The organism is Pseudomonas sp. HAR-UPW-AIA-41, assembly GCF_002304225.1.
Lineage (GTDB): Bacteria > Pseudomonadota > Gammaproteobacteria > Pseudomonadales > Pseudomonadaceae > Aquipseudomonas.
Genome location: NZ_NSLB01000004.1, coordinates 211,317 through 228,084, shown reverse-complemented (window position 1 = coordinate 228,084; position 16,768 = coordinate 211,317). Strand labels below are relative to the sequence as shown.

Here is a 16,768-nt window from a genome sequence, read left to right as displayed (position 1 = left end):
GTGTGAGCCTACAAAACACCCGGTCCGGCGTTCGTGGTCACCGGACCGGGTCAGTGTGCCCGGCATGAGGCCGGGCGGTACGCGTGTTACCCCTGTTCCGGTCTGCCGCTTCGGACCCTCTCGGGCGCCGGCACGGCAGACCGATTGCAGGTTGTTAGTTGGACTTCACGGCATAGTCCGGCTTCTTGTCGTTGCCGGGAATGAAGGGGCTCCACGGTTGGGCGCGCAGCGGGCCTTCGGTCTGCCAGACGATGGAGAACTGACCGTCCTCCTGAACTTCGCCGATCATCACCGGCTTGTGCAGGTGGTGGTTGGTCTTGTCCATGGTCAGGGTGTAGCCGCTGGGCGCGGCAAAGGTCTGGCCGGCGAGGGCTTCACGTACCTTGTCGACGTCGGTGGTACCGGCCTTGGTGACGGCCTGGGCCCACATGTTGATGCCGACGTAGGTGGCTTCCATCGGGTCGTTGGTTACCGCGGTCTGGTAGTTCGGCAGGTTCTTGGCCTTGGCGTAGGCCTTCCACTTGGTGACGAACTCGGTGTTGACCGGGTTTTCCACCGACTGGAAGTAGTTCCAGGCGGCCAGTTGGCCAACCAGCGGCTTGGTGTCGATGCCTCGCAGTTCTTCTTCACCCACGGAGAAGGCCACCACCGGGATATCGGTGGCTTCCAGGCCCTGGCTGCCCAGTTCCTTGTAGAACGGTACGTTGGAGTCGCCGTTGACGGTGGAGATCACAGCCGTCTTGCCACCAGCCGAGAACTTCTTGATGTTGGCGACGATGGTCTGGTAATCGCTGTGGCCGAACGGGGTGTAGACCTCTTCGATGTCCTTGTCCTGTACGCCCTTGGAGTGCAGGAACGCGCGCAGGATCTTGTTGGTGGTACGCGGGTAGACATAGTCGGTACCCAGCAGGAAGAAGCGCTTGGCGCTGCCACCGTCTTCGCTCATCAGGTATTCCACTGCCGGGATGGCCTGCTGGTTAGGCGCGGCGCCGGTGTAGAAGACGTTGGGCGACATCTCTTCGCCTTCGTACTGAACCGGGTAGAACAGCAGGCCGTTGAGCTCTTCGAAGACCGGCAGCACGGATTTGCGCGAGACCGAGGTCCAGCAGCCAAACACCACGTCCACCTTGTCTTGGGTCAGCAGCTGGCGGCTCTTCTCGGCGAACAGCGGCCAGTTGGAGGCCGGGTCGACCACCACCGGTTCGAGCTTCTTGCCCAGCAGACCGCCTTTGGCATTGATCTCGTCGATGGTCATCAGCGCCATGTCTTTCAGCGAAGTCTCGGAAATGGCCATGGTGCCGGACAGCGAATGCAGGATGCCGACCTTGATGGTCTCGGCGGCCTGCGCGGTATACGGAAACAGGCCGGTCAGCAGCAGGGCACTGGCGGCGAGGGTAGATTGCAGAAAGGGACGGCGTTTCATGTAGAGCCTCCTTGGCTGTCCATGCGCGATTGTGGGAAGGACCAAAAGGGTCGTCAGGTCTATCGCAGAAATCGTGCCAAATGAAAAAAACGTTTAATAACAAGTGGATAGACTTTGCTTGCGGAGCGACGCCGGTTTTTTCGCACCGTCGCGGGGCTACATTTGGAGTCGCAGATGAACTTGCACCAAAGCGATGCGCGCCCGACCTTTCGTCTGGCTCAGTGAACAGTTGTTGACTGAATGATGCTGCTCGGGCAGTTTAGTGAACAAATGTTCACTGTGAGGCGATCATGCCGCTGCTTCCCCTGCGTCTGACGATTCCCCTGCATCCCCTGTTGCTTCCTCTGCGTTGGCTGGCTGCGCACCACTGGTTGCGTGAGTCCGATGTCGATGCCTGTCTGGGCTTTGTGCAACCGGCCTGGGCGCTCACGCGCATTCATGCGCGGGTCGAGGCACGGCGCTGGGTTGCCGAGGACATGCTGGCCATCCGTCTGCGCCCCAATGGCAACTGGCCCGGTGCGCAGGCCGGGCAGCATGTGCAGCTGTTCATCGAACGAAATGGCGTGCGCCTGTCGCGCAGCTACAGCCTGACGGCTCAGGCCGATGGTTGTATCGAGATTGCCGTGCGCCGCCAGCCAGAAGGGCGGGTGTCGGCCTGGCTGTGCGAGTACCTGAGCGTTGGTGACTGTGTCGAGCTGGGCTCGCCCTATGGCGAGCTGCGCTGGCCGCAGGAGGGCGCCGTGCTGCTGGCGGCGGCGGGCAGTGGCATCACGCCTCTGCTCGGTCTGCTGCGCGACGCGCTGGGCCGGGGATTCAGCGCGCCGGTGCGGCTGCTGCATTTCGTCCGCGAGCAGGGCCGGCGTGCCTTTGTCGAGGAGCTGCAGCAGTTGCAGGCGCGTTACCCCAACCTGGCCGTCGAGTGGGCGGTCACGGCGGGGCCTTCCGGTCAGCGTCTGAATGCCGAGCAATTGCACGAATGGCGCGAGGCCCATGTGCTGAGCTGTGGCCCGGCGGGTTTTGTCGAGCAGTTGCGCGAGCTGGTCGAGGGGCAGGCGGCCAGTTTGCAGGTGGAAAGCTTCACCCCGCCGCAGTGGCGCGCCGAGGGTGAGCGCCGCCCGGTACGCCTGCAGTTTGTGCGCAGCCGGCAGGAAACGGTGGGCGATAACCAGTCCAGTCTGCTGGAGCAGGCCGAGGCAGCCGGGCTGAAACCCGAACATGGCTGCCGCCAGGGCATCTGCACCCAGTGCACCTGTCAGTTGCTGGAAGGGGCGGTGCGCGATCTGCGCAGTGGCGAAATCAGCCACGAGCCGGGCCAGTCCATTCGAATCTGTGTCAGCGCGCCGCTCGGCGATGTGCGCGTCGATCTGTAAGGAGAGTTGCAGCATGCGTGAAGACCGCCAACTGAGTCGCGAGGAGATCGACGCCTTCGGCGCCGAGCTGGATGCCCTGCGCGAACGCACCCTGGCCGATCTGGGTGAGGCCGATGCCCGTTATATCCGCCGGGTGCGGGCCGTGGTCCGGGCCTGTTGCTGGAGCGGCCGCCTGCTTCTGCTGGCCGGCTGGTTCCCGCCGACCTGGCTGCTCGGCACCCTGCTGCTGGGGCTGGGCAAGATCATCGAGAACATGGAGCTGGGGCATAACGTGATGCACGGCCAGTACGACTGGATGAACGATCCGGAGCTGGCCGGGCGCACTTACGAGTGGGATATCGTCGGGCCTGCCGACTTCTGGCGGCACACCCACAATCACATCCACCACACCTACACCAATGTGCTGGGCATGGATGACGACATCGGCTACGGCGTGGTGCGACTGTTCCCCGAGCAGCGCTGGAAACCCTTCTACCGCTGGCAGCCGCTGTGGGTGACGCTGCAGGCGCTGCTGTTCCAGTACGCCGTGGCCATTCAGCACCTGCGTCTGGATAAGGTCTTCAAGGGCCGCATCAGCCGGGAGGAGGTGCGTCCGCTGCTGCGCCAGTTCAACGCCAAGGTCGGGCGCCAGTGGGTCAAGGACTATCTGGTGTTCCCTCTGCTGGCCCTGGCGCTGGGCTGCAATGCCCTGGCCGTGCTGGCCGGCAACGTGGTGGCCAACCTGATCCGCAACCTGTGGACCTTCACCGTGATCTTCTGCGGGCACTTCACCGAGAAGGCGGCGGTCTTCCCGGCCAGCGTGCTGGAGCAGGAAAGTCGTGGTCACTGGTACCTGCGCCAGCTCAAGGGCTCGAGCAATCTGCAGGGCAGCCGCCTGCTGCACTTCATGACCGGCAACCTCAGCCACCAGATCGAACACCACCTGTATCCCGACGTGCCGGCGCGTCGCTATGCGGCCATGGCCCGCGAGGTGCGGGAAATTGCTGCGCGCTATGGGCAGACCTACAACACCGGAACCATGAGCGGGCAGTTCGCCACTGTGTTGCGGCGCATCTGGCGCTACCGCCTGCCACAGGCTGTCTAGCGATTTAACAGCCTGTTAAGGCCCTGGCGCCAGGCCGACCAATGGCGCCCATGCCCCCCTGTTGCGCGTGTCTATAGTTAAGCCAGTAGCGGGCAGAGCAGGGGACTGTGCATGGCTGAGCATCTGAAAGGCTGGATGCGGCGCTTGCCGTTGCTGCTCAGCCTGCTGTTCGGTGCCTGGCAAGCGGGGCATGCCGTCGAGCTGGATATCGCCACCGAGCCCAGCGTGGCGCAGGCCGGCCACTGGCTGGAGTATCTGGTCGATGTCGACGGGCAACTGACGGCCGAACAGGTGGCCCGCAGCAGCGCCAGAAACTGGCAGCCTGCGCCCGGCGCCAGCCCCAACTTCGGCTTCACCACGCGGGTCTACTGGTTCCGTCTGCAGCTGGCCAACAGCAGCGCCCAGGCGCAGACGCGCCTACTGGGCATCGAGTACCCGGTGCTGGACCGGATCGACCTGTATCTGCAGGAAGATCGCGCGCCGCGTCATCTTGGCCAGCTGGGCGACAGCCTGGCCGCGTCGCAGCGCGCCCTGCGACATCCCTGGCTGGTGCACGAGCTGGAGCTGCCGGCGCAGAGCCGGCAGACCCTGTATTTCCGGGTGCAGACCACCGGCGCCATGCAGTTTCCCCTCGGCGTGTGGACGCCGCAGAACTTCATCCGCGCCGAGCAGGAGTTTCTCCTCGGCCAGGGGCTGTATATCGGCGTGGTGCTGGTCATGCTGCTGTACAACCTGTGCATCTATACCCTGGTGCGCGATCAGAGCTACCTGGTCTATGTCCTGTCGATGCTCTGCTATGGCCTGCTGCAGGCCACCCTGCACGGTTTCACGCCGCTGTACCTGTGGCCGCAATGGCCGCAGCTGAACAATGCCATTCCGTTGCTGATCTTCCTGTTTACCGCCACCGATGCCTGGTTTGGCGTGCTGTTCATGCGCCTGTCGCAGGAGGCGCCGCGCTATGCGCGCTGGCTGGGCGGCTATGCGGTGCTGATGGCGGTGTGCGGTCTGCTCAGCCTGTGGCTGCCGTATAACCAGGCGGTCAGCGCCAGCACGCTGCTGGTGATTCCCGGCGTGGTGCTGGCGGTGTACATCGGCATTCGCATGCTGCTGCGCGGGCAGAAGTCGGCACGCTATTTCGTCGTGGCGTGGATGGCCTTTCTCACGGCTTCGATGGTGCTGGCGCTGAACAAGATGGGCATCCTGCCCTACAGCATGGTCATCGAGTTCGCCCCGCAGATCGCCCATGTGCTGATCTGTGTGCTGCTGTCCTTTGCCCTGGCCGACCGCATCAACAGCGAGCGGCGTGCTCGTTACCGTGCTCAGGAAAAACTCCTTGAGGCCGAGCGCCAGTCGCGGGTTGAGCACGAACGTATCACCAATCTGCAGTTTCGCGCTCAGGCCGAGGAGCTGGCGGCCAAACGCAAGGCCATCGAAGCCAAGGCCGAGAGCCGGGCCAAGAGCGAGTTCCTCGCCACCATGAGTCACGAGATCCGCACGCCGATGAACGGGGTGCTGGGCATGACCGAGCTGCTGCGTGACACCGAGCTGGGCCCGCAGCAGCGCCAGTATGTCGAGGTGATCGAGCGCTCCGGGCGCACCCTGCTCAACATCATCAACGACATCCTCGACTACTCGAAGATCGAGGCCGGCAAGCTGACCCTGGAGGCGCTGGACTTCGACCTCGACGAACTGTGCCTGGAATGCGCCTCGATGTTCACCAACATGGCCGAGCGCAAGGGACTGGAGCTGATCTGCTCGGTGGAGCCGGGCACGCCGACGCTGATCAAGAGCGACCCGACGCGCCTGCGGCAGATTCTTCTCAACCTCCTGGGCAATGCCTTCAAGTTCACCAACGAGGGGCACATCAGCCTGCGCGTGCGCCGCTGCCCGGAAACCTTGCTGGCGCCCGGCGAGCATTGCCTGCTGTTCGAGGTCAGCGATACCGGTGTGGGCATTTCCGCCGAGGGCCAGGCCCAGTTGTTCCAGGCTTTCAGTCAGGCCGAGCGGGGCACCACGCGCAAGTACGGCGGCACGGGTCTGGGCCTGTCGATCTGCAAGCGCCTGGCCGAACTGATGGGCGGCAGCGTGGGGGTGGAGAGTGAACCCGGCAAGGGCGCGCGTTTCTGGTTCCGGATCGTTTGCCGTGATGCCGATGCCGCGTTCATCAGCAGCCAGGTGCTGCCTTTCTACGACCTCAAGGGCGTGCGCGTGCTGCTGGTCGATGATTCGCCGGAGTTTCTGCAGATGCTGCTGGAGCAGGTGCAGGCCTGGGGCATGCAGGCGCAGACCGCCTTCTATGGCGAGCGTGCCCTGCAGATGCTGCGCGAGGCGGCCGCCCAGGGCGAGCCGTATCGCATCGCCTGCCTGGACTACAACATGCCGGGCCTCAGCGGGGTGGAGGTGGCCGCCGCGATCAAGGCCGATCCGGCCCTGCGGGAGGTGCGCTGCCTGCTGCTCAGTGCGGCCCGCTGCATCCCGCCGCGCGAGCAGCTGGAGGCGGTCGGGATTGGCCTGGCGGTGCAGAAGCCGGCCTCGGCGGCGGTACTCAAGGGCGCCTTCCGCCAGCTGCTTTCCGGCCTGGATGAGCCGGCCCAGCGCAGCGCGGCGGTCGCCACCAGCGCCAGTGACAGCGAGGTGCGGGTGCTGGTGGCCGAGGACAACCCGGTCAATCAGATGGTGGTGCGCGGTCTGTTGGGCAAGCTCGGCATCGCCTGCGAGCTGGTCGGCAATGGCCGCGAGGCAGTCAACCGGGTAATGCAGGCCGGCGGCCAGTTCACCCTGGTGCTGATGGATTGCGAGATGCCGGAGATGGATGGCTACCAGGCCACCCAGGCCATCCGTGAGCTGGAACAGGCGCAGCAGCGCCCCGCGCTGCCGGTGCTGGCGTTGACCGCCCATGCCCTGCAGGAGCATGTCGAGCGTTGCCGGCAGGCCGGCATGAACGGCCATTTGGCCAAGCCCCTGAGTCTGGAAAGCCTGCGCGAGGCGCTGCAGCCCTATCTGCCGGCCGGGCCGAGCAATGCGCAGAACCGGGCGTAGCGCGGCTTAATCAGTCAGCCTGGTGTGCCGCTGCTGGCGGTACAGCTCGCGTACCCAGGCCATGCCCGGGCGTGCCTGCCAGGGTGCGAGGGTGGCGGCCATGCCGGCCTGGTAGGCCGCGTCGCCATACACCGGGTGTTCGGCCGGGCAGGCGATCGGTGCCAGCAAGGACGCGGCGGTGATATCGGCCAGGCTCAGCTGGTCGCCGACCAGATAGCGGCGGCCATCGGCGAGCTGCGCCTCCAGCCAGTCCAGTTGCGCGCCAATGCGCTCGCTCGCGCGGGCGGCGCTGGCTGCGTTGATGTTCAGCTTCCGGCGGAAGCCCAGGCAGATCAGCGGGTAGGCGAGGCGGATGAACAGGGTCTGCAGCGGGTTGGCGTGGGCCGTCCACAGCTGTCGGATATGCCCATCGGCCACGCCGAAGCTGCCGGCATAGAGCAGGCGGGCGACATCCTTGCCGATGCTGTCGAAGCGCTGCTCGATCTGGCGAATGGCCTCGCGCTGCGCCTGCGGAAGGATGCTCAGCGTGCCCTGGCAGGTCTCCAGCCAGTCGACGATGCGCGGGCTGTCCTGCACGGCGACGCTGCCCTGCTGCACGATCGGCAGGGTGGTCTGGCCGCGTCGGCCCAGGCGCAGGGCGGTGGGCATGTGGAACACTGGGGTCAGGCAGCGTTCCTCATAGGGCAACTGGCAGGCATCCAGGGTCCAGCGGATCTTCTCGCTGAAGTGCGACATGGCGAAGGTGTAGAGGGTGAGCGGGGCGCTGGTCATGGCCGTTTCCAGTGAGTAATGGGGGCGGTGGCGCATTGTCGGCGTCTGTGTGCGTGGCTAGAATCGCCCGAAATGCCATCTTTGAAGCTGATCTGGACAGGAAAGCCCATGCCCAAGCCCGCGCCCCATCGTGTCGCCGTCCTGCTCTGTCCGCAGCACAGCCTGGCCAGCATCGGGCTGGTGCTGGATGTCTTGCGCATGGCCAATCATCTGCCCGGCGCGCCGTATTTCGAGCTGTTGCGCATCAGCGAAAGCGGCCAGGCGGTGGCGCATGAGGATGGCCTGATCAGTGTGGACGGTGGCCCCGAGTGCCTGGCGCAGATGGATCTGGTGGTGATTCCCTCGCTGTGGATGGCCGGGCCGGCCGCGGTGGCGGGCAGTCCGCGACTCATCCAGGCGCTGCGCGAGCTGCCGGAGCGGGTGTTGGTGGCCAGCCTGTGCAGCGGGGTGTATCTGCTGGCCGCCAGTGGCCGGCTCAATCAGCGACCGGCCACGACCCACTGGATGCTGGCCGACGGCCTGCAGGCCCGCTACCCGAGGGTGCAGGTGCAGGCGGCGTGCAACCTGACGCAGTCGGGCAACCTGATCTGCTCCGGCGGTTCGCTGGCGGGAGTGGATGCCTGCCTGCAGGCGGTCGAACGCCTGTGCGGGCGGGAGATCGCCGAAGGCCTGGCGCGGCTGCTGGTCACCGACCTGCGCCATGGGCCGCAATCGGCCTACATGCCGTCACCGGGCTGGCGGCGGCATGCCGATGGCGAGATTCAGGCGATTCAGGCTTATCTGGCCGAGCACTTTGCCGAGACGCTGAGTCTGGAGGCGCTGGCGGCGCAGATTCATGTCAGTGTGCGCACCCTGCAGCGGCGTTTTCTCGCGGCCTGCGGGATGACGCCGATGCAGTACCAGCAGGCGCTGCGCATCGAGCGCAGCAAGGACTTACTGGAGAACAGTCGACTGCCGGTGGAGGCGATCGCCGAGCAGGTGGGCTATCAGGACCGGGTGGCCTTCGGTCGCCTGTTCAAGCGCCTGACCGGCCTCACCCCGGCGGCCTATCGGCAGCGCCAGGGCTGGGGGCATCATGCCGGTACTAATCGCGATAGCACGGTATAGAGCCACAAGGAGAACAGGATGCGGCGGGTCATACGGGTACTGCTGGGTGTGTTGCTGGTTTTGGGTCTCAGCGTGGCAGGATTCATCGTACTGAACTGGGCGCCGGATCGGCCGGTGGAGGAACTTCAGGCGCGTTGGGCGCCGGCGCCGTCACAGTTCATCGAGCTGATGGGCATGCAGGTTCACCTGCGCGACGAGGGGCCTCGTGATGATGCCGAGCCACTGCTGTTACTGCATGGCACCTCGGCCAGCCTGCATACCTGGGAAGGCTGGGTGGCCGACCTCAAGCGCACTCGACGGGTGATCAGCGTCGACCTGCCGGGTTTCGGCCTGACCGGGCCGTTTCCCGATGGTGACTACCGCATCGCCCACTACACGGCATTTCTCGATGCCCTACTCGACCGCTTGCAAGTGCCGCCGGTGGTGGTGGCCGGCAACAGTTTCGGCGGGCAGCTGGCCTGGGAGCTGGCCGTGGCCAGGCCTGCACGTGTCAGTCGGCTGATTCTGGTGGATGCCGCCGGCTATCCACGGCAGTCCAGCTCGGTGCCGATCGGCTTTCGTCTGGCTCAGGTGCCAGCTCTGGCGCCGCTGATGGCCAGGCTGCTGCCCCGCAGGATGATCGAAAGCAGCGTGCAGAACGTCTACGGCGATCCGACTCGGGTCACCGACGAGCTGGTCGAGCGCTATTACCAGCTGACCCTACGGGCTGGTAACCGCCAGGCCTTGGTGCAGCGCTTCCAGCAGGCGCCGGCGGGCGACAGTCAGGCCCTGATCCGCCAGGTGCGGCAGCCGACGCTGATTCTCTGGGGCGGGCGCGATGGCCTGATTGCGCCGGCCAATGCCGAGCGCTTCAAGGCCGATATCGCGGGTAGCCGCCTGGTCATCTTCGAGCAGCTGGGGCATGTGCTGCAGGAGGAAGATCCGGCGCTGACCCTGCCGGTGGTGCAGGGTTTTCTCGCCGAATAGAAAGGCCTCACCCGCTGGCAGCACCTGGCGGCCAGCGGGCGAGAAATAGCGTGTAGGTTGGGTTGAGCCGCAAGGCGACGAAGCCCGACGAAGCCAGCTTTCCGCTGTTGGGCTTCGCTGCGCTCAACGCCAACCTACAGCTGCCGGCTCAGGCCAGTCGGCGCGCCAGCAGGCGATCGGCGCCGCCTTCGGCCACACGCGGCTTGCCGACACGCTCGGCACCGTCGGCGGCGATGCGTTGACCACCGACCCGGTCTGCTCCGTCGGCGGCAATGCGCTGACGACCTACGCGGTCGGCGCCATCCGCCGCGATGCGCTTGGCGGACACCCGATCAGCACCATCGGCGGCAACCGGCACCACCGGCTGGGTGTGCGCCGGCTGCACCTTTTCCCCGAGCAGCGGCTGGTTGTGTTCGGCCGGGACGGCCAGTGCGTTGAGAGAGAAACTGGCCAGGATCAGGCTGGCGAGGGCAACGTTTTTCATCGTGGGCTCCTTGTGGGGGCTGGGTGAGTACGCTGCCTATTCTGATCAGTTTAATGGTTTAAAAAAGCGCAAATATCCGGATAAAAATATCTGATTATTTGATGCTTTATTGCTCGCCGGCCGGCAACTGTTCCTGCAGTCGTACCGTGTTTTTCGCATTGGCAGCCTCGACCTGCTGCTTGAGCTGTTCCATCTGCTGTTGTGCCTGTTTGGCTTGCTCGGCCTGCAGGGCGGCAGTCGTGGCGGTTCCCCCGGCATCACAGCCACTGAGGGCGAGGAGCAGGGTGGCGGGCAGGATCAGGGGGCGCAGTGGCATGGCGATACGCTCGGCAGGTGGTAGGAGGTCCACAGCCTAGCAGGCCGTTGAAAAACTACCTGTGTTGCCAGCGTGGCGTTAAAAACAGGCTCAAAATGCTCATCTACCATGCGTAAACTCCGCTTTTTCACCTGTTTTTGCCTTGCGCTGGCTGCCTCGCCTACGTTTTTCAAGGGCCTGCCTAGCCGAGCGCACTTGTTATGCCTGCCGGCTCAGCCGTAGCGGCGCCAGGCTTCGATTGCCAGACCACTGCCGATGCTGCCGAAGGCATTGCCTTCCACGGCACGGGCATTGGGCAGCAGGGCGGCGACGCTGTGGCGCAGGGCCGGCACGCCGCTGGAGCCACCGGTAAAGAACAGCGTATCGACCTGATCGGCGCGAACACCGGCGCTGTTCAGCAGGTCGCCAATGCTCTGGTGAATGCGCTGCAGCAGCGGCTCGATGGCATCCTCGAACAGACGGCGACTGAGCTCGGCCTGCAGTCCGGGTTCGATCCGCGACAGATCGATGTGCCGGCAATCTTCCTCGCTCAGGGCAATCTTGCTCTCTTCCACCTGCATGGCCAGCCAGTGTCCGCCGCGTTGTTCGATCAGCTTGAGCAGACGGTCGATGCCCAGCGGCTCGACGCAGTCGTAGCGCATGCTCTGCAGCGAGCGTTGCGCGGCGGCGGCATACACGGCATTGATGGTGTGCCAGGTGGCCAGGTTGAGGTGATGGCTGGTCGGCATCAGCGCGTCGCTTTTCATCCGGCTGCCGTAGCCGAACAGGGGCATGATGCCGGCCAGCGACAGTTGCTTGTCAAAGTCGGTGCCGCCGATATGCACGCCGCCGGTGGCGAGAATGTCGTCCTGGCGCTGGCTGAGCTGGCGCCGCTCCGGCGCGAGGCGGACGAGGGAGAAGTCCGAGGTGCCGCCGCCGATGTCGACGATCAGCACCAGCTCTTCGCGGGTGAGGCCCGACTCGTAGTCGAAGGCCGCGGCGATCGGCTCGAACTGGAACGATACGTCCTTGAAACCGAGCTTGTGCGCCACCGCGCGCAGGGTGTCTTCGGCTTCCTGATCGGCACTCGGGTCATCGTCGACGAAGAACACCGGGCGCCCGAGCACCACCTGTTCGAACTCGCGGTCGGCCTGGCTTTCGGCGCGCTTTTTCAGCTCACCAATGAAGAAACCGAGCAGGTCGCGAAAGGGCAGGGCGCTGCCGAGCACGGTGGTTTCGCTTTTCAGCAGCTTGGAGCCGAGCAGGCTCTTGAGCGAACGCATCAGGCGCCCTTCGTAGCCGTCCAGGTATTCACCGAGGGCCTGACGCCCGTAGACCGGGCGGCGCTCCTCCAGGTTGAAGAACACCACCGAGGGCAGGGTGATCTTGCCATCTTCAAGTGGCAGCAGGCTGTCCTGCTCCGGGCGCAACCAGCCGACGGTGGAGTTGGAGGTGCCGAAGTCGATGCCCAGGGCACGGGCGGGGGCGTTGAGCTGCATGGGGCGGGTCCGGGAAAAACGGCCGCGCATTCTAGGGGAGTTGAGGAGGGAATCGAAGGGCCAGTCGACGGATCATGGCGGCCAGCACCCGCTCAGGGCAGGTGCTGGCCCGGCAGTCAGGCAGGTACTGTCTGCCAGTTGGGCTGGGCGGGAATCTCGTTGCTTTCCAGCAGAGCCCAGGCGAAATCAGCTGTAGGCAGTTCGACCAGGCTTGGGTCCGGGTTTTCCAACGGGCGGCCGTGGCTGCCACGCTTGCGGGCCAGACTCAGCTGCTCGCCACCCCGGCGATAGAGCAGGATGGCCTGTGCCGGGCCCTGATCGAGGTCGCTCCAGCGCAGGGCCGAGGCATCCAGAAGAATATCCAGCTGCTCGTCGCTGACCCTGTGCCGGTAGGGCGAGAGCAGCAGCCAGCGGCTGACATCCAGATAGAACTGCCAGCCCGGCAGAGCCGGACGGCGTGCCGCCCAGTACAGGTAGCTGTACAGCAGGCTGCGGCCTTCGGGGGCATCGAGTTTGAGCAGGCTGGGGCAGATGTCGAACAGCTGGTGCCAGTAAGGGCGCAGGCTGGGGCCGACGGGCAGATTGTCTTTGAGGGCCTGTTCGAGAATGGCCAGGTTGGGCAGTGCGCGTTTGGGCAGGCGAATGCCGTCTTGGGTGAAATTGGACATGGTGCTGACTCCGGTTGCCGGGCCCTATGGCGGCCGGCAAAACAAGAACAAGGCCATCGCCTTGGCGATGGACAGGTGAGGCCAACAGGCCTGTTCCGGCAGGGCCGGCGGAGGTCAGCAGAGTGGTGAGGCGCGGGGCGTGGCGCTGAGCAGGTAGCGCGAGGTGGGCGGTTGCGGTGTGAATGCCGGCAGGGGCGGAGCCTGGGCCGGCGGCTGAGTGAACTGGCCTGCACTGCTGCTGATGGCCAGGCCGAAGCTGGCGCCGGCACAACAGCAGGTATGAGCATGATCGCCGTGTTCGCCGTTATCCGCTGCGGCGAGGAGGTCCAGCTGTGCGGCCAGGTCGGTCAGGGCGCTCGGGTCGCTGTCACTGCTGGAACAGAAACCGGCCATCAGCCAGTCGGCTTCGCCACTGCCCATGCTTGCCTGGCTCAACGGCGTGCCGAGCAGGTTGAGCAGTACCGCCAGGCAGGCGATCCAGGCAACCCAGGGACGGTTGAGTGAGGGGCGGTGGGTATTCACGGCAGTGACTGTTGTATGGAGGTTCAGGTCTACAGATTTAGCCGCATGGCGCACGGCTTGTAAAAATATCGGCTGCGGCTGATTGCCGCAGCCTCAGGTCAGCAGGTAGTTCTTCACCCCGGTGAAGATGATCTGCGCGGCCAGGGCGCAGACGAACAGCCCCATCAGGCGGCTGACGATCTGCAGGCCCTGATCGCCCAGCAGGCGTTCAAAACCGTCGGAGAGATAGAGCACGACGCCGACGGTGACGCTGGCGGCGGCGATACCGATCACCGCCAGTAGGCGGTCGTCCCAGCCCGGATGGCTGGCGCCCATGACCAGCATTGCACCGATGGTACCGGGCCCCACGGTGATGGGAATGGTCAGCGGTACGATGGTCACGTCCTGCTGCAGGTTATCCTGCTGCACCGCCGGCTTGCCCTGGGCCATACCGAGGGCCGAGATGAACAGCACCGAGCCTGCGCCGATGCGGAAGGCATCCACGGTGATGCCGAACAGGGTGAAGATGTGTTCGCCAAAGAGGTACAGCGAGACGCTGGCGATCAATGTGCCGAGGGCGACCTTCCAGGCCAGGCGCTTGCGTTCTCTGATGGTGTAGCCCCGGGTCAGGCTGATGAAGCACGACAGCACGAAGAACGGGCTGTAGAGCACCAGCATCTTCAGGTACAGACTGGACAGCTCGGCAAACATGGCGGCACTCGGCTCAGACGTGAGGGCAGTGTAGCGCGGTCGCTCAGTTGGCGTGCAGGGGCTGGCTGTTCTGCTGGCGGCGGCGCTCGCGTTCGATCACCCAGTGCTGGATCAGTTCGCGCAGTTGCGACAGCTCCACCGGCTTGGCCATATGGCCGTCCATGCCGACTGCCTTTGCCCGCTCCTTGTGCTCGCTGAGGATGTGAGCGGTGAGGGCGACAATCGGGGTACGCGGGCGACCTTCCTCGCGTTCCCACTGGCGCAGCTGTTCGGTGGCCGAGAAGCCATCCAGAACGGGCATCTCGCAGTCCATCAGCACCAGATCGTAGGGCGTCTTCTGCATGGCGCGCAGGGCTTCCTCGCCGTTGCTGGCGGTATCCGGCTGCAGGTCGAGCTTGCTCAGCATGCCGCGGATCACCTTGGTCGAGATGCTGTTGTCCTCGGCCACCAGAATGCGGAAGTCGCGTGGCACCTGCAGCGGCTCGATGGCCTGGGTCATGGCCTGAGGTTGCGGCTGGTCGCTGCCGCGGTGGCTGAGTTCGTCGGCCAGGGTGGCCTTGAGCGTATAGCCGGCTACCGGCTTGGCCAGGATGCGGCGGATACCGGCGTTGCGCGCGATGATCTTGCTCGGCGCATTGCTGATGCCGGTGAGCATGACCAGCAGAATGTCGTGGTTGAGCGTCGGGTCTTCCTTGATCTTGGCGGCCAGTTGCATGCCGGTCATGCCGGGCATGTCCTGATCGAGCAGGACCAGATCGAAGTATTCACGCAGGTGTGCCTTGGTGCGCAGCAGGGCCAGAGCTTCCTTGCCGGAGGGCACCGCGCTGACCTGCAGGCCCCAGGCGCTGCATTGCTGGGTGAGTACCTTGCGGCAGGTTTCGTTGTCGTCGACCACCAGAATGCGTGCGCCCTGCAACGGGCTGTCGAGATCGCTGGTGGGGTGCTCCAGGGTCTCGCTGGACAGTGGCAGGTTGAGCCACAGGGTATTGCCCTGCTCACCGCCGGACTGAATACCGAACTCGCCGCCCATCAGACGGATCAGCTGGCGGGCGATGATCAGACCCAGGCGGCCGCCGAGACGGGTCGCTGCAAGGAAGTCGCTGCTGTGCAGTTCGGCATGCAGGAGTACGTTGCGCTCGCTGCTGTCCAAGGGGTCGCCGCTGTCCTGCACGGCGATGCGCAGGCGCGGCTGCTGGCCACTGTTGTCCAGCGCGGCGACCAGCAGAATCTCGCCTTCGGCGGTCTGCTTGAAGGCATTCTCCAGCAAGCTGAGCAGGGCCTGTCGCAATCGCGTCGGATCGCCACTGATGACCCGCGGCACCTGTGGCTGGATGAAACTGATCAGTTCCACGCGTTGCTGCTCGGCCTTGGCGCGGAAGATATCCAGGCAGTCTTCGATCAGTGCGCTGATATCGAACTGCACATCGTCCAGCTCGATCTGGCCGGACTCGAGATGCGAGATGTCGAGAATCTCGTTGATCAGGGTGAGCAGTTCGTTACCCGCGCTGTGAATGGTCTGCACATAGTCGCGCTGCTTGGCCGAGAGCGGGGTGCCCAGCAGCAGCTCGGTCATGCCCAGTACGCCGTTCATGGGGGTGCGGATTTCGTGACTGATCTTGGCCAGGAACTCGGCCTTGGCTTTCAGTTCAGCTGAGGTGGTCGCCATCTGGCGGCTGGTGCTGAACTGCTCGAAGAGGATGCGGGTCTGCCGTTCGGTAAGTGCCATGCTGAGCAGAAAGCCACTGACCACGCAGGTACCGAACAGCAGCACCAGCATGTCCTCCGGGGCCAGCAGAGGCGCGCCGAACAGCACCGGCAGGCAGGCCAGAAATACCAGGGTGAACAGCAGGACACCTGCGAAGAACAGACGCGCCGGACGATAGCCGTGACGCCAGTGGTAGGCGGAAATCAGCAGTACGCTGAGGCCGGCCAGCATCACCAGCAGGTAGCTCAGCTGGTTGAGATAGATTTCCAGGTTGAACAGTGGCAGCAGGGCGAGCATTGCAACCAGCAGCATTTCCCCGCGCAGCAGGTTCCGGGCCAGTGGGCTTTGGCATACACGATTGAAAAAACCGGCGGTAAAGCCCAGGGCGCAGAACACCCCGACGAGTATCGACAGGGTCAGCATCTGTCCCTGAAGAAACTGCTGCTGACCCAGCCAGGGAGCAAGAAGGCCCAGAACGCTGATCAGGGCGCCGGCGGTTGCCAGCTGCAGGCCGGCCAGCCACAGGGTGTTGCTGCTGCGGTAGTAGGCAAAACGCATCAGGTTGTAAAACACCAGCAGCATCAGGCAGCCGAGGATGACGCCGTGCAGCAGGTCGCGGCTGTTGTCGCTGATCCGCGCCTGGGGGCTTTCCAGGCTGATGATCGGGCGCAGGGCCTGGTTGGCCGACAGCCGCAGGTACAGGTCCAATGGCGCATTGGCCTCGGGCAGCGGCAGCAGCAGATCATTGCTGGGCAGCGGTCGGCTGCTGAAGGGCAGCTGGTTGCCGGTGCGGGTGTGCCGCAGCAGTTGCTCGCCCCGCATCACATACAGGTCGAGATAGGAGAGATAAGGGGCAAGTACCCGGATCAGTCGTGTCTGACTGTCGGCGGGCAGCTGGTAATGCAGCCACAGAGCCTTCTGGCCGCCGGGCAGATAGAACTGGTCGGGTTCCTGGGCGAGGAAACGTTCCTGCAGCGCCGGGCTGCGGACCTCGTCGAGCTGCAGGCTGGCATCGGCATCCAGCAGCACCTGCCAGCCAGGCTCATCGGCATGAGCAAAACCGCTCAGGCCGAGCAGGCTCAGCAGCAGGCTGATAGCGAGTCCTTTGGCAATCCAGAGCCGGAGCACGGGCGAGATCCCTTCGA

At 64.8% G+C, this 16,768-nt stretch carries 14 protein-coding genes; 5 read left to right on the top strand and 9 right to left on the bottom strand.

Annotated features, from left to right (window positions below; all coding sequences use genetic code 11):
- Positions 1-154: 154 nt before the first annotated feature.
- Positions 155-1,423, bottom strand: coding sequence for an urea ABC transporter substrate-binding protein (gene urtA / locus CK486_RS10275; RefSeq protein ID WP_095940199.1), 1,269 nt, complete (start codon positions 1,421-1,423; stop codon positions 155-157).
- A 290-nt stretch (positions 1,424-1,713) separates the two neighbouring features.
- Between urtA and CK486_RS10270 the strand changes: the two genes are divergently transcribed.
- The 3 genes from CK486_RS10270 to CK486_RS10260 all read left to right on the top strand — a co-directional run bounded on the left by CK486_RS10270 (position 1,714) and on the right by CK486_RS10260 (position 6,916).
- Positions 1,714-2,793: a ferredoxin reductase gene (locus tag CK486_RS10270; RefSeq protein ID WP_095940198.1), complete on the top strand. Its 1,080-nt coding sequence runs from the start codon at positions 1,714-1,716 to the stop codon at positions 2,791-2,793.
- Positions 2,774-3,877, top strand: a complete 1,104-nt coding sequence (locus tag CK486_RS10265) for a fatty acid desaturase (protein ID WP_176481691.1) — start codon at positions 2,774-2,776, stop codon at positions 3,875-3,877. The genes CK486_RS10270 and CK486_RS10265 overlap by 20 nt, the downstream gene beginning before the upstream one ends.
- Before the next feature lie 111 nt (positions 3,878-3,988).
- Positions 3,989-6,916: a hybrid sensor histidine kinase/response regulator gene (locus CK486_RS10260; RefSeq protein WP_095940196.1), complete on the top strand. Its 2,928-nt coding sequence runs from the start codon at positions 3,989-3,991 to the stop codon at positions 6,914-6,916.
- A gap of 6 nt (positions 6,917-6,922) precedes the next feature.
- Here the strand turns inward: CK486_RS10260 and CK486_RS10255 are convergent, their stop codons facing one another.
- Complete coding sequence (locus tag CK486_RS10255; RefSeq protein WP_176481690.1) at positions 6,923-7,687, bottom strand: glutathione S-transferase family protein; 765 nt, start codon at positions 7,685-7,687, stop codon at positions 6,923-6,925.
- A 108-nt stretch (positions 7,688-7,795) separates the two neighbouring features.
- On the opposite strand from CK486_RS10255, the gene CK486_RS10250 reads away from it, so the two are divergent.
- Together CK486_RS10250 and CK486_RS10245 are read left to right on the top strand one after the other, a co-directional pair.
- Complete coding sequence (locus CK486_RS10250; RefSeq protein ID WP_176481689.1) at positions 7,796-8,794, top strand: GlxA family transcriptional regulator; 999 nt, start codon at positions 7,796-7,798, stop codon at positions 8,792-8,794.
- A gap of 18 nt (positions 8,795-8,812) precedes the next feature.
- Positions 8,813-9,760, top strand: a complete 948-nt coding sequence (locus tag CK486_RS10245; RefSeq protein ID WP_095940194.1) for an alpha/beta fold hydrolase — start codon at positions 8,813-8,815, stop codon at positions 9,758-9,760.
- 148 nt (positions 9,761-9,908) lie between these two features.
- Here CK486_RS10245 and CK486_RS18075 read toward each other — a convergent pair whose 3' ends face one another.
- The 7 genes from CK486_RS18075 to CK486_RS10210 form a co-directional block, all read right to left on the bottom strand.
- The gene (locus tag CK486_RS18075; protein WP_176481688.1) at positions 9,909-10,244 is read right to left on the bottom strand and encodes a hypothetical protein; all 336 of its coding nucleotides are present in this window, start codon (positions 10,242-10,244) and stop codon (positions 9,909-9,911) included.
- Positions 10,245-10,350: 106 nt separating this feature from the next.
- The gene (locus tag CK486_RS10235; protein ID WP_256574401.1) at positions 10,351-10,560 is read right to left on the bottom strand and encodes a hypothetical protein; all 210 of its coding nucleotides are present in this window, start codon (positions 10,558-10,560) and stop codon (positions 10,351-10,353) included.
- 212 nt (positions 10,561-10,772) lie between these two features.
- The gene (locus tag CK486_RS10230; protein ID WP_095940193.1) at positions 10,773-12,038 is read right to left on the bottom strand and encodes an Hsp70 family protein; all 1,266 of its coding nucleotides are present in this window, start codon (positions 12,036-12,038) and stop codon (positions 10,773-10,775) included.
- Positions 12,039-12,154: 116 nt separating this feature from the next.
- Positions 12,155-12,706 carry a putative natural product biosynthesis protein gene (locus CK486_RS10225; protein ID WP_095940192.1) on the bottom strand — a complete coding sequence of 184 codons (552 nt, stop codon included), beginning with the start codon at positions 12,704-12,706 and terminating at the stop codon, positions 12,155-12,157.
- A 114-nt stretch (positions 12,707-12,820) separates the two neighbouring features.
- Positions 12,821-13,228, bottom strand: a complete 408-nt coding sequence (locus CK486_RS10220) for a DUF2946 family protein (protein WP_095940191.1) — start codon at positions 13,226-13,228, stop codon at positions 12,821-12,823.
- Between the two features lie 93 nt (positions 13,229-13,321).
- Complete coding sequence (locus CK486_RS10215; RefSeq protein WP_095940190.1) at positions 13,322-13,918, bottom strand: MarC family protein; 597 nt, start codon at positions 13,916-13,918, stop codon at positions 13,322-13,324.
- A 43-nt stretch (positions 13,919-13,961) separates the two neighbouring features.
- Positions 13,962-16,751 (bottom strand): hybrid sensor histidine kinase/response regulator, encoded by a 2,790-nt coding sequence (locus CK486_RS10210; RefSeq protein WP_095940189.1) that lies wholly within the window; start codon positions 16,749-16,751, stop codon positions 13,962-13,964.
- Positions 16,752-16,768: the final 17 nt, after the last annotated feature.